This window comes from Candidatus Hydrogenedentota bacterium (genome assembly GCA_035416745.1).
In the GTDB taxonomy this organism is placed as follows: Bacteria; Hydrogenedentota; Hydrogenedentia; order Hydrogenedentales; family SLHB01; genus UBA2224.
Genome location: DAOLNV010000118.1, coordinates 1 through 13,565 on the forward strand (window position 1 = coordinate 1; position 13,565 = coordinate 13,565).

General features: G+C 61.9%; 9 protein-coding genes. 4 read left to right on the forward strand and 5 right to left on the reverse strand.

Annotation, left to right across the window (positions count from 1 at the left end):
- Positions 1–2,119 (reverse strand): hypothetical protein (locus PLJ71_21020; GenBank protein HQM51177.1); only part of this gene is annotated, 2,119 nt, incomplete at its 3' end.
- 204 nt (positions 2,120–2,323) lie between these two features.
- Entirely contained in the window at positions 2,324–2,875 is a 552-nt protein-coding gene (locus PLJ71_21025; GenBank protein ID HQM51178.1) for a four helix bundle protein, read from the reverse strand.
- A gap of 306 nt (positions 2,876–3,181) precedes the next feature.
- Between PLJ71_21025 and PLJ71_21030 the strand changes: the two genes are divergently transcribed.
- Positions 3,182–5,431 (forward strand): hypothetical protein, encoded by a 2,250-nt coding sequence (locus tag PLJ71_21030; protein HQM51179.1) that lies wholly within the window; start codon positions 3,182–3,184, stop codon positions 5,429–5,431.
- A gap of 17 nt (positions 5,432–5,448) precedes the next feature.
- Here the strand turns inward: PLJ71_21030 and PLJ71_21035 are convergent, their stop codons facing one another.
- The 3 genes from PLJ71_21035 to PLJ71_21045 form a co-directional block, all read right to left on the reverse strand.
- Positions 5,449–7,380 carry a hypothetical protein gene (locus PLJ71_21035; protein HQM51180.1) on the reverse strand — a complete coding sequence of 644 codons (1,932 nt, stop codon included), beginning with the start codon at positions 7,378–7,380 and terminating at the stop codon, positions 5,449–5,451.
- Between the two features lie 106 nt (positions 7,381–7,486).
- Complete coding sequence (locus PLJ71_21040; GenBank protein ID HQM51181.1) at positions 7,487–9,415, reverse strand: cation-translocating P-type ATPase; 1,929 nt, start codon at positions 9,413–9,415, stop codon at positions 7,487–7,489.
- A 103-nt stretch (positions 9,416–9,518) separates the two neighbouring features.
- A complete protein-coding gene (locus tag PLJ71_21045) occupies positions 9,519–9,800 on the reverse strand; it encodes a metal/formaldehyde-sensitive transcriptional repressor (GenBank protein HQM51182.1) in 282 nt (93 codons plus the stop codon).
- Positions 9,801–10,030: 230 nt separating this feature from the next.
- On the opposite strand from PLJ71_21045, the gene PLJ71_21050 reads away from it, so the two are divergent.
- From PLJ71_21050 to PLJ71_21060, 3 genes are all read left to right on the forward strand, one after another.
- Positions 10,031–10,876: a YhfC family glutamic-type intramembrane protease gene (locus tag PLJ71_21050; GenBank protein HQM51183.1), complete on the forward strand. Its 846-nt coding sequence runs from the start codon at positions 10,031–10,033 to the stop codon at positions 10,874–10,876.
- The gene (locus tag PLJ71_21055) at positions 10,873–12,255 is read left to right on the forward strand and encodes a sugar porter family MFS transporter (protein HQM51184.1); all 1,383 of its coding nucleotides are present in this window, start codon (positions 10,873–10,875) and stop codon (positions 12,253–12,255) included. Before PLJ71_21050 ends, PLJ71_21055 begins: the two co-directional genes overlap by 4 nt.
- A gap of 80 nt (positions 12,256–12,335) precedes the next feature.
- Positions 12,336–13,565: uroporphyrinogen decarboxylase family protein (locus tag PLJ71_21060; GenBank protein HQM51185.1), on the forward strand; the 1,230-nt coding region annotated here is incomplete at its 3' end.

Below are 13,565 nucleotides of genomic sequence, written 5' to 3' on the forward strand. Positions count from 1 at the left end.
GCGCGTCCTGGTAACAGTACCACACCAGTTTCTCGATGCCCAGGCAGGTGGCGATGGTGTAGGCCTTCATGGCATGGACGGCGAGATGTTCACGTGAGCCGCGCCATGGGTAGACGCCGCCGTCCGGGTCGCCCAGTTCGGTGATCCAGACGGCCCCGGGGTGGCCATACTTGGCGGCTGCGTTCTGTACGCGCAAGAACTCGTTGTAATACGTGCGCGGTTCGGAAACGTAGGCGTGCATCGCGGGATGATTCACTGGCCTGAGCGCCCCAACAGCGTGCAGGCCTTCGATGCCCGGCGCGGAATCAACACCCATCGCGCCCGACATCGCGGAACCCACCAGGAGCGCGTCGGGATCGGTCTCGCGGACGGTCTCGGCCGACCTGCGGAGCAGTTCGTAGAGCTCGTCGCGCGGACCGTCCCAGAAACGGCTCAAATTGGGCTCGTTCCAGAGTTCCCACGCATAGACGCGGCCCTTGTAGCGCGTGACCGTGCGGCGGATATATTCGAGGAAAAGAGGAATGTCTTGCGGCGCGATGTAATGGTCGCGCTTGGCGCCTTCCGCATTCGTTTCGATGGCGTTGTTGTCGAACACAAGCAACGCGAGCACGTTGACGTTATGCTTTTCCGCGGCGTCGAGGTAACTGTCAAACTCGCTGAAATCCCAGGTCTCAGGACCTTTCTGAGCTGTGCTCCAATGAAAATCGGTTCGCATCAGCCGCACGCCCAACGCTTGCAGAAGTGCGTATTCTTCGTCGGAACGGCTGTAACCGGCATGGCAGACGCCCGATGGCTCGCCGACGGCCATACGCTCGCCGCGCTCGAAAAACACGGGCGGCCACATGGTCGTGGCGACCATGTAAAGCGCAGGAACGAGAATGACCAGCCATGCCGCGGAATACGCCATTGCGCCCGCCACGGGGCCCGCTGCCGGGGACGCAGCCGGAGTGCCCTCGGACCCGGTTTTCCGGCGCGGCCACAACAACGCCGCCGCCCCAAACACGAGCCACGCGGCATATAGAGCTGGCGTCACAATACGCAGCTTCTCCGTGAGAAGCCGCACGAGACCCAGGCCGAGACCGTATTCAACGATAACGCCGGCCACCATGAATCCGAGCATGCCAAAGGCCCACATGAAAACCACCGCGGGCAACGCCAGCGCCCACGACAACCCGCTCAAACGTGTCGATGCATTGAACAGCGCGGCAAAACCGTATCCCAGCACAAGCGCGATGGGCCACGCCGACTCCTGGCCGGTAAACATGAAGAGCGCCGCTATGGCCGCGTGCGTCACGAAAGCGAACCGGAACCGGCCGGCCACGAGCGCCACCGCGGCTCCCAGCACGAATAGCGGGTTCGCGGCAATGTTCACGAAGCCCACGTATTTCAGTTCGTACCGCCCGATCATCTCGCATGTGAAAATGAGGCGGAAGAATGCGGACAGCATCAGAGACGCCATGAACAGGCTCTCGGCCAGGGCGGCCGTGCTTTGCAGCCGTCTGGCGGGAGCAAGGGACAGCGCAGGCACGCGACGGCTGTGCGAGGCCATCACGGCGTGAAAGACAAGCGAGACGGTCCAGAAATACGGTGCCCAAGCCATGCCCGAAGCGAGCCACGTCAGCGCGGCCCATGCGCCGATGGCCAGGGCGATTCCCGATAGCCACGGCAGACGCGGCTGCGTGCCAGCATGGCCCCGCAAACGCTCGTGCAGCGCGGTGTCGCCGAGCAATGCGAAGGCCATGCACACGGTCCAGAAGCTCAGCGGCCACGTGATGGGCAACCCTGGGCTGAAGGGGTCGCGAACCGTAACGTACGCAAGCAAGACGAACAGCCCCGCCGCCGCTGTCAGATGAAACAGGCATTCCGCGCGCACAATGGCGGCGCGGATGCGGGGCAATTGTGCCGCCAGGCCCGCCAGAAGCAGTCCCACGAGCGGAATTGCCGCCACCATTGCGCTCGCCGTGTTCTCGGCAACGAACGGAGTGCTCCGGAACAATATCCAGAACGCATGCATGGGAATGAGGACGAATACCTCGCCCCACGCAAACAGGCGTGCGGCTCGCAGGGAAAATGGGAAAGCGATTGGCTGGTTCGGTGGCTTGAATCCGTACGTACTCATGGTACCTCTCGGGCAGGCGTCGTCCACGATTGGGCGGGACCATCCGCGCAAATGTGCTTGATCCGCCCGGTACATTAGCATACCCGAGGCCGGAATGCGTACCGGCGCGGGAAGGCGGGCCCGTTCCGCCACTTCTGTTCGAAGGGTAAGAAGGGTGGGGTAGGGGGGAAGGTGGGAAGGTGCGAAGGGCGGGAGGGGGATCGTTCATTCGGGTAGGGTCTTGTCTTCGCCAGTTTTCTTTGGCTGCGGGCTGGATGGTTGAGCGGCACGGAGAGCCTCTATGCGTTTCTGCTGGGCGGTGGAGGCTTGACGTCGGGGACGTGTGTATTTCTCTCCCTGGTGACTCGTCTGCTGGAGATGTCCGATGAAGTTCGAGAGCATCCCGCTGACACGGCGCGCCCGGTCAAGCAATCGAAGGTAGTCCGCTTCGTCTATGTAGTTCTGGTCGCGCGCCACGTGCAATTGTGCGCGAATCTCGCCGCTCGAACCTTTGGCGATGTACAGGAATTGAACGAACTCATTCTTGGCGCCGCGTTCAAATCCCTCGGCGATATTGGACATGATGGACACCGCGGCCCGCCGAATCTGCTCGCGGAGATCGTGATCGCCCCTCCAGCCTTCTTTGCGCGTCTGCGCATAAACGTCGTTTGCCAATTCCCGCGCCCGCTGGTATACGTGCAGGTCTTCGAACGACTGCGCTACGTTGCGCTTCCCCGCCTCTTGAGTCCCCTTCTCACCCTTCTCACCCTTTTCCATCTCGTTCGTCCCCTTCCCACTCTTCCCACCCTTGGTGCGCCCTCGCCTTCCCGGCCCGCATCTCGATGCGCTTAATCCCGGCCCCGGTTGACCCCGGAAACTGACCACACTCATAGAGTAATGCAGTAATGGGTATAGATCAAGAATCTGACTTGATGCAGGCAGTTCTCAGCGGCGGCCAGGCGCGTTCTTTGGGGCGCCGCCCCCCGCTGTCTGTAAGAGCCCCTCTTCGGCTAAGATGTCTTGCGATGAGCAATTGCGCCAGCGGCTTCGCGGCCCAGGCGGAACCTGCAGGAGGTAATCGTCATGCTTAAGCCCGTGTTTCTGCTTATGGCTGTCCTCTCCGCATTTGGTGCGGCCTCCGCCGTGGGGGAACTGCCCATTCCCGAGAATGCTCTATGGGAACCCATCGTGGATGAGGTGTACCTGCAGGAAGTAGGCAGCCTCATCGAGACGAGCAGCCCCCTGAATGCCGTGGCGGTATTCCAGGGCAAGGCCTATGTGGGCGATATGCAAGGTGTGGCCGTTGTCGACGGGGAAACGCTTAAGCGTCTCGATGTTCCGCTCGGCAACGTCACGCGGCTCAGGGTGCTCAACGATGCCCTGTGGGCTGCGTCGCCCAAGGGCTTGCTCACGTTTGACGGCGCGGCGTGGTCGCTCGCGGCGGACATGCCGGTAACGGACATGTGCCTGCGCAATGGGCACGTGGCCTTTGCCTCGGGGACGGCGCTGTACACGATTGACGGCGCCAGTGCAGTCCCGCTGGCGGAGAACAGCCCCACCGAACTGCTCGGGATCGCACCATACAGCGGGACGATCTACGTCCATGACGGCAGGCGGGTAGGCCTCCTGGAACGCGGGAAGGTCGTCTACGACGAAATCACCGACTGGGGTTCGCTCGAACATGGTTGCTCGATCCGCAACATCATGTCCTACGGCAGCCGCCTGTACGTGGCCACCGACGAAGGTCTCTGTCTGTTGCGCGGCATGACCTGGTACCACATCAGAGGCGAGGATGGTCTCTGTTACGAAGATACCACTTGCCTCGCGCAAGGATTCGCTCGCGAGCTGTGGATCGGGACCATGCGCGGGGCGATTCGCAACGCCGGCGGCGAATATCAGTTTCTGGGATATCCCCGCTGGATTCCCCACGACAAGGTCAACGCCATCGCCTGCGGCGATAACGTGGCTTATCTGGCCACCGATGGCGGCCTCGGCATCATCGCCTACGAGCCTTATACCCTCGCCAAGAAGGCGGCATATTACGAGCGATGGCTCGACGAGTGGGGCCAGAAACGCCTCGGATTCATCCACAGCCTCTTTCTGCTCGACGGCGAGTGGCAGCGCGAGGTGAGCGACAACGACGTGGGTTACAGCAGCCACTATCTCCACGCCAAATGCTTCGAATATGCGGTCACGGGCAATTTGGAAGCGCGCGCCGAGGCCGTCGACATGATGAAGTCAATGAAGTGGAGTGAGGAGATTACGCCTATCGACGGGTTTCCGGCACGCTCGATCTATGCGGTCAACGAACCCTGCCTCAAGGCGCAGCACGGTTCGGGGGGCCTTCCCGCCGAGTGGCATGCAACCCCCGACGGCGTCTGGGAATGGAAGGGCGACACGTCAAGCGACGAAATTGACGCGCACGTCTACGCCACAACGGTTTTCCTCCATCTCATTGCGAATGACGAAGAGCGCCCCTGGGTCACAGAACACCTGCACCGCGTTATCGGCCATATCGTGGACAACGGCTTTTGCCTTCGCGACGTAGACGGACAACCTACGCGGTGGGCCCGCTGGGACCCCGAGTACCTGCAAACACCCTATGGTTATTACGCACGCGGATTGAACGGCATGGAGGCCTTCAATTACATGACCACCGCATACTACTTCACGCGCGACCCCAAATTCCTGGCGGCCAAAGAGCAGCTTATCGGATGGAACTATTTCGGAGACATTCTCCGGCAGAAGCTGACGTTCCCTGCGGGAGCGTTTACGCATTTCGACGATCGGTTGGCGTTCTACGCCTATTTCCCGTTGATCCAGCATGAAACGGAGCCGGAACTCAAGACGCTCTGGCTGCGGAGCCTCGAGCGAAGCTGGGAAGTGAAACGTATCGAGGCCGTGCCATGGTTCAACTTCATCTACGGCGCGCTGACCGGCAACGACTGCGAAACCCGCCGCGCCGTGGAGCATCTGCGCGCGTGGCCGCTGGATCTGCGCCGCCACTCGTACACCAATTCGCACCGCGACGATCTCTACCCCCCGAACGGCTGCCGTACGTACGCCGGGAGGCCCAAGCCGCTCACGCCCCGCGAAGGCGAACCCGACCGGTGGGACGGCGACTTCATGCGGCTGGACGGCACGCTCGAGGGCAAAGTCGTCGCCGATCCCGGCGGGTGGCTCGATGCCTACTGGATGGGCCGGTACTATGGCATGATCACCGCGCCCCGAACCGATGACACGAGTCTCACGACCGTTCCTGACCGGGGCCTGCACCTGGGCGCAAAACCGTATGCGGGTCCGCCCCGTCCCAAACTGCGCCACGAACAATAGGAAGACATTCTTGCCTGTCAACGCGTGGTCACAACGGCGATCTCGTACACGTTTACCCGCGGCACCGTGAACCGCGCCACGTCCCCCTCCTGGCTCACGGGGACCGCGATTTCCTCGCTGTGTTCCGGGCTCGCGATTGACACCGTATCCGCCTTCAGTCCGTCCGGCAACCGTAGCGCCACGGCGACGTTTTCCTTTGGCTCGCCGTCCCGGTAATTGACCAGATGCACAAGCCGCCGTCCCGGCTGTTCCGTCACTTCCGCGCACAGGCCGGAGGTGCTTGCCTCCGGCCCGCTTCCCGCGAGCGTTAGCACGGGCTTGCTATCGCACGCGCGCCGAATGCCTTCCAGGATGTCCCCATCGGCGGGAATGCGGACCACGGCCTCTTCCGGCAACCCCGCGAGGCCGGGAACGGCGCGGGGCCGCATCCACTCGTCGTGGTTAGCGGCGGGCCCCACGATGCACACTCGGCCTCCGCCCGCAACGTATTCCTCGATCTGCCGCAAGCGCGAATCCCCCATCGCCACGCACCCCGCCAGGACCAAAGCCTTGTAGCGCGCCAGCTCGCCGAGGTGTTCGTCGTAGATGATCTGAAAACACGCCGGCGCCTCGATGAGCGTTTGTTCGACCCGTTGGGTGAGTTGGGCGTGTTCCGGCGGCGCGAACATCTGCGACGGGAAGCTTCGCAGCACAGCCACATCGGCGACGACTTCGGCGCGGCGAAGCAAGTCTCGCCGCTGGTGGAAGAAACGGATAAACGGTTGAAGGTCCGGGTCAATGGGGTTGTTCATGCCCGGCCGTTCCACCGCCTTGCCGTACTCGAACCAGCACATGCATCCCAGGCAATCGCGGTTGAACGCCATCGTCTCGGCGGCCTCGATCGGCGACGTGGTGTAGTTGAACGCGATGTTGTCCATGCGGCGCGCGACCTTGAACGTGCGAATGCGCGTGAGCAGTTTTCCGTCACGATATCCGGGCCGCAGGCTTTCATCCCAGTATGCCTCGCCGCCTTGGAGCAGGCGGCCGTGGTCGACGGGCGCATGGATCGCCCCCCCCACCCCGCCGGGGTTGCATTCCACCAGCACGTCTTTCCGCAGGCTGCGCCCGTACTTGCTCATGTCGTAATACGAATCCGCCAGCGCTTTGCACGAATAGTCAAGCCACGCCCGGCGGAGCAGACTGTCCCCGTCCGCGTCTTCAGGAGGCATAACCTGGGCCGTATCGGTGATGCCCATCTCCTTGAGTTGCTCAGGTGTGAAGGTATCGTTCAGATAGACGCGAAACGCGGCAATCGAGTACGGGTCCCAGCCGGGCCCGACATGGTAGTTGTCGAAATGGAGCAGGTCGGTCTGGATTTGCTCGACCGCGAAGCGCACGATCTGGCGGTAGTAAGCCTGTGCGTCCGGATGGTTGCGGTTCCAGTAGTAACGGTACGTGGCCTTGCCGTAGGTGACGGGGCTTCCGTCCGGATTGAGCAGGACCCAGTCTTTTGCCTCCGGCTTCTCCTTGAAGAACAGTTCCCACATGAACGCCCCGCTGTACGTATAGACGCCTACGCGCATCCCCGCGTCGTGGCACAGCTTCGAAAACGCCACCGCGTCGGCCATGCTTTCGGCCTCGGCCGCCATTCCCGCGCCCTTGTAGCAATGCATCATGACGAAGTTCACGCCCAGTTCCTTGAGACGCGCCACCATTTCCGGGCTATGCTCGCGCGCGTACCCCTCGCGCTGCCCGGGGGTAGGCTCGTACCCCTCACTGCCATCGCGGCGCACGCGAAACAACAACGGCTCCCAGCTTCCCGCCATCACAATGCCGTCATCCGCCAGCCACTCGGGACGCGCCGCCTCGGGCAACGTCAATACTTCAGCCGGAGCCGCGCCGGCCAGCGCAATTGCCAGCCCAGTGACCATGAAAAGAAAGCTCGTTCTGATTCCGTGTTTTTCGCTCATGGATGCCCCTCCTCCAATCGGTCTGTCGACCGTCCTGAGACTATTATGGCGAGGATAGCGTCGGGGGTCTATTATCGGGGATGTCAGATCCCCTACATCCTCATAGCTATGCCCTCCGCGGGGCATCTTCCCGGAACCGTAGCAAGCGTGCGGAATTCAGTACAACCGCAACCGACCCGATATTATGTCCCAATGCGCCCAGAATGGGCGTCAGCGCGCCTCCGGCGGAAAGTATCAGCATCAAGGCGTTGTAGGCGAGGCCGAATGCCAGTATGTTTTCGTTAATGGTCCGGCGTGTGCGTTTCGCAAGGCGCATCAGCAAGGGAAGAGGTGCAAGGCCGTCTTTCATGAGCACGATATCCGCCGTTTCGAGCGCCACCGTATTCTCCCGTGAACCAATGCTCACCCCCACAGTCGCCGCCGCCAATGCGGGGCCGTCGTTGGTTCCGTCTCCGACATAACAGACGCGGCGGCCCTCTCGTTCCCGAGCCCGAATGTACTCGTATTTGTCCTCAGGCAACATTTCGGCCAGTACGCGGTCGCGCGGGATTGACAATTCGTCCGCGACCCGGTGTGCTGCGTCAGGATGGTCGCCTGTAAGCACGACGATTTCCCCATAGCCTGCCTCGCCAAGACGCCGCAATGTGTGGGAAGTCTCCGGCCGCACTGCGTCCTCCAATACCAGCATGCCCCTAAGGCTGGTCCCTTCGGCGACGTAGAGCGCCATTCGCCCGCTTTGGGCGCAGTTCCGGGCGCGCTCGTGTGCTTCACAGGATATCGCTACGCCGTGCTGCAGCATGAACCGCTTGTTGCCGCAACGCCAGACGCCGTTCCCGTTGCCGCCGCCTGCACTCAATTCGAAGACTCCGAGGCCTGCCTCGCGGCGGATATCCGCCGAGTGAGAGACATTCATCCCCCTCTCGATGCCCGCAGTTATCACGGCGCGCGCAATGGGATGCTCGGCCGAATATTCGAGCCGGACGGCATGCCGCAGAAGTTCATCGTCGCCGATTCCGTTTAACGGGATGATTTCGGTGAGGCGGTAAGCGCCCGATGTCAGTGTTCCTGTCTTGTCGAAAACGAGCATGTCAGTTTGCGCGCATGCCTCGAGATACTTTCCGCCCTTTACGAGGATGCCGCGTTTCGATGCACGGCCCAGCGCGGCCACTACCGCCGTCGGCGTCGCCAGCACAAACGCGCACGGACATCCTACGATCAGCATCGTGACCGCGCGATGAACGTCTCCCGTCGCATACCAGACTGCCGCGGCAAGAGACAGAATGCATGGGGTGAACCATTTCGCGTATACCTCCGCCGCCCGCAGGATTGGCGCGCGATGCTCTTCCGCCTCGGCAACAAGATGCACGATCTTCCCCTGCGTCGTGTCGTCTCCCGTGCGTTCGATCCGGATCTTCAGCGCGCCTTCGCACGTCATCGTGCCCGCCGATACAAAATCGCCGCACGTCTTGCATACCGGAACGCTTTCGCCCGTCAGCATCGATTCGTCGACGTCGCTGGCGCCTTCCGCAACCACGCCGTCCACCGGGATCACGTCGCCCGGGCGGCTCAGGACATGCTGGCCCGGCTTCAACAAGCGGATCGGGACCAGCTCTACGGCGCCGTCTTGCCTGATGACCCGGGCATGGGTAGGACTCTCTCCCGCGAGCATCTCGATATGCCGCCGCGCCCGCATGCTGGTGTATTCCTCGATCAAGCCACCAATAACCATGATGAACGCCACCACCGCCGCGGATATCCATTCCCCGAGGACCATGCTCGCCACTATCGCGAAGCTGACCAGCTCGTCAACGTTGGTCCGCAGCCGCGCAAGACCCCGAAGCGCGCTCCATACAATGCGGAAACCCGTGAAACACAGCGAGAGGCACGAAAAGGCGATTACGTAAGCCTCGCGTGCTTGAACAATGTACTGGGCGGCGACGGCCGCCACGATAAATCCGCCCGCAACCGCCATCTTCACAATATCCAGCAGCCCGACGTTGGCAAGGAGCCCTTTGTCGGCCAAGCGTCCTATCACTATTGCTGTCCTTTTCTGCCGTTCAGATCTACAGTGCGACCGCACGCCCCGCGCCTGGCCCGGCCGTAGCTGATAGAGTGCCCCTCGGGAGGCGAATCACGTATCAGGTGCGAAACGAGCGCAGCGCTTCTATGAGTTCTTCCGCCGCGCGATCCCGGTCGGCCTGAGTCGCGCCCCGCGCGATATGCTCCCGCGTGTGCTCATCGAGAAACTGGAGCATCAGCCCATTCATCGCGCCGCGGATGGACGCCACCTGTTGCATGATGCTGTGGCAGTCCGAATCCGTAACCGCGGTCTCGATTGCCCGCTTCAACGCGTTCACCTGGCCCTGAATGCGGTTGACACGCGCGAGCAGTTTCTTGCGTTCTCTGGCAATATGGCTCATGTGGCTATAATATACCCCCCTACCCTATTATGTCAAATCCTGCCCGTCGACATGCCCAACACCCCAACCAGTTTTCCATATCCCCATCCCGCGTGGGTTGACCCGAGACCCTCATCTGGCGTTGAATGGCAGGGGAGAGCCCCAAGGAGCTTTCTGCTCAATCAGACGCCCGGCCGGGTTTGGAATCGGGCAGATGCCCCGCCGGACGACTGGGGGAAGGAGGGGGTTGAATGGAAGCCACTATTGTGAACGAGTTGATCTCTGGCACGGGGATGATATTGGTGGGGACCATCGCCGCCGTGTTGTGGTGGTGGATTTCCAGGGCGCAGCTCCGGTGGTTCGCGGTGGGCGTCGGGCTGTGGCTGGTGGCGGTCGCGGTCAAAGTGGGGATTGCCATTCTGACCAACGGTCCGGTCATAGGATTCTTCAAAGGCCACCTTCCCAACTGGTTATTCATTACGCTCGGTGGCCTCTATGTTGGGGTCGAATCGAGCCTTTGCGAAATCGGCCTTACGCTGTTGTTGGTGCTCCTCTGGCGTGCGCCGGGCCGCGACGCCGGGCGCGCAACGGCCGTCGGAACGGGCGCGGGAGCGTTCGAAGCTATACTGCTCGGCGTGGTTGCGGTATGCACCGGGCTGGTGTTTGCTTTTGTTGACCATCCTCAAGTGGCCGAGGCGCGGGACGTCGCCGAGAAGGTCATGGCAACCACGCCGCTGATCTGGCTGATAGGCTCGGTCGAACGTGTTCTCGCTATTGTGTGTCACATGTCATCGCGCACGATGGTGCTGCTCGGGGTAACCAAGCGCCGCTACTGGCTCATATTCTGGGGATTCTTGTTGTTCACGTACATCGACTCCGCCGCGGGGGCCGCACATGTCTCGGGAAGCGTAGGCAGAGTGTCGATGTGGTGGATCGAACTGGCGATTGTACCTGCCGCGGCGGCAAGCGTGTTGGTGCTCCCCTGGTGCTGGCGCAAATGGGGCAAACCGGAGGAAGCGGCGCCCGCGTTTCCCTACGAACCGGCTGTAGAATCGCCTGAACACGAGCTGCCCTATGAGGAAGGAGACAACACATGACTGCCGGTACGACGGCTCGCCAGGGAAGCACCGCTTATCTGGTTTGGATCTGTCTGGTAGCCACGCTGGGCGGGTTGTTGTTCGGATACGACACGGCCGTGATCTCGGGCGCCATCGGGTTTCTTCAGAGCCGGTTCGGACTTGATCCCGCTCTCAAGGGCTGGGCGGCCTCGTCGGCCCTGCTGGGCTGTATCATCGGCGTGGTCATTGCCGGACCCGTCAGCGACAGGCTGGGACGCCGCCGCGCGCTTATTCTCGCGGCGGTGCTGTTTTTCGTTTCCGCTCTCGGCACGGCGTTTCCCCGCACGTTCGCTGAGTTCGTGATATTCCGCATCGTGGGAGGGGTGGGCGTCGGCATCGCCTCGATGACCTCCCCCATGTACATTGCCGAGGTCTCGCCCAAGCACATCCGCGGCCGCATGGTCTCGATCAACCAGTTTGCCATTATCTTCGGCATGCTCGTGGTGTACTTCGTGAATTACTACATCGCGCTCCAGGGCGACGAAGCCTGGAACGTGGCGCGCGGATGGCGGTGGATGTTCGGTTCCGAAGCTCTCCCCGCGTTTGCCCTGCTGGTCCTGCTCTTCTTCGTTCCCCCTACGCCGCGCTGGCTCGTGAAGCAGGGACGGACCGCCGAAGCCCGCGACGTCCTCGCACGCATCGGGGGGCCCGAACACGCGGAACGCGAATTGAACGAGATCGCACAGATGCTCTCGCATCAGAGCGAATCGCTTGGGCAGCTCTTCCGCCCGGGCATGCGCACCGCACTGGTAATCGGCGTCGCGTTGGCCATTCTCCAACAGGTCACGGGCATCAATGTCTTTTTGTACTACGCGCCCGAAATCTTCAAGAAGCTCGGGTCCGCGGCCAGTTCCGCCCTTCTCCAGACCGTCTTGGTCGGCGGCGTGAATCTGGCGTTCACCGTCATCGCCATCTGGACCGTCGACACGCTGGGCCGCAAACCGCTCATGCTAGTCGGGTCAGTGGGCATGGGGGTGTGTCTGTTCGCCCTTGGCCTGGCGGCTTCGCTGCGCCATATCGAGGCGTGGGCGCTGATCTTCGTGTTGGGCTACATCGCGTGTTTCGCGCTGTCGGTTGGTCCCGTGACGTGGGTGATTCTTTCCGAGATTTTCCCGACCAAGATTCGCGGGCGCGCCATGGCCATCGCGACGTTCTGCCTGTGGAGCGCCAATTTTGTGGTCTCGCAGACCTTCCCCATGATGGACGAGAGTCCGTGGCTGGTCGAGCGGTTTAATCACGGGTTTCCGTTCTGGGTGTACGGCCTGCTGTGTATCGTGAGCGTGGTGTTTGTGTGGCGGTTCGTGCCCGAAACAAAAGGAAAGTCCCTGGAAGAAATCGAGCGCATGTGGGGAATATAGTAGCCGTTTGACAGAAAATTCGGTGCAAGGAGTCCTCCGGCTCTGAACAATTGGTTCCAGGAACAACAGGAAGGCCCGCTATGAACTCGATCGAGCGTCTCAATGCCGCGCTGGCCCACAAGCAGCCCGACCGCGTGTGCGTGGATTTCGGGAGCACGCTCGTGACCGGCATGTCCGTGGTTGCCGTGACCAGACTGCGGAGGGCCTTGCTGGGCGACGACGGTTACAGGGTAAAGGTAGTCGACCCCTACCAGATGCTCGGCGAAATCGATCCGGCGCTGCGCGAGGCCATCGGCGCGGATGTCATGCCCGTCATGGGGTCCAGAACCCTCTTTGGCTTCGAGAACGCCGACTGGAAACCCTTCACCATGTTTGACGGGACCGAGGTACTGGTGCCAGGCAGGTTCAACGTGACCGAATCCGAACGCGGGGGGTGGGTCATCTATCCCGAAGGCGACACATCGGTTCCTCCGAGCGGATGGATGCCGAAAGAGGGGTTTTACTTTGACGCACTCTGTCGCCAGGATCCAATCGACGAGGCCCACCTGAACCCCGAAGATAATCTCGAGGAGTTTGGCCCTCTCAGCGATGACGAGGTGCGCCATTTTGCCCGCCAGGCGGAAGCTGCCCGCGCGCAAGGCATGGGCGCCGTGCTGAGCGCCCCCGGGACCGGCTTTGGCGACATCGCCCTCGTCCCCGCCATGTGGCTCAAGCGCACACGAGGCATCCGCGATGTCCAGGAGTGGTATATGTCCACGATCTCCCGCCGCGATTACGTCTATGCGGTGTTCGAGAAACAGTGTGAGATTGCACTGGACAATCTCGGGCGGCTCGCGAAGGCTCTTGGCGATACTGTGCAGGCCGCGTTCGTCACCGGCACCGATTTCGGCCAGCAGCACGGCACCTTCATTGCGCCGGCCGCCTATCGCGAACTCTACCAGCCCTTCCACAAAGAAATAACCGCTTTCATCCACAAACACACCACGTGGAAGACCTTTATTCATTCGTGCGGGAGCGTCGCCGCTCTTATCCCGGACTTCATCGCGTCCGGGTTCGACATCCTGAACCCCGTGCAATGTTCGGCGGCGGGTATGGATGCGGAAACCCTGAAACGCGAATATGGTAAAGACCTGGTGTTCTGGGGTGGAGGGGTGGACACGCAGAAGACCCTGCCTTTCGGCACGCCCGGCGAGGTATACAACGAGGTGCGCGAGCGCATCGCAATCTTTAACGCCGGGGGCGGGTACGTCTTCAACGCTATCCACAATCTCCAAGCCAATTCCCCTGTCGAGAACATGCTGGCGATGTTC

Bases quoted from the DNA above. Each gene is read 5' to 3' on its own strand.
- PLJ71_21025 (HQM51178.1), bottom strand. From the start codon at position 2,875: ATGGAAAAGGGTGAGAAGGGTGAGAAGGGGACTCAAGAGGCGGGGAAG.
- PLJ71_21030 (HQM51179.1), top strand. From the start codon at position 3,182: ATGCTTAAGCCCGTGTTTCTGCTTATGGCTGTCCTCTCCGCATTTGGT.
- PLJ71_21035 (HQM51180.1), bottom strand. From the start codon at position 7,380: ATGAGCGAAAAACACGGAATCAGAACGAGCTTTCTTTTCATGGTCACT.
- PLJ71_21045 (HQM51182.1), bottom strand. From the start codon at position 9,800: ATGAGCCATATTGCCAGAGAACGCAAGAAACTGCTCGCGCGTGTCAAC.
- PLJ71_21050 (HQM51183.1), top strand. From the start codon at position 10,031: ATGGAAGCCACTATTGTGAACGAGTTGATCTCTGGCACGGGGATGATA.
- PLJ71_21055 (HQM51184.1), top strand. From the start codon at position 10,873: ATGACTGCCGGTACGACGGCTCGCCAGGGAAGCACCGCTTATCTGGTT.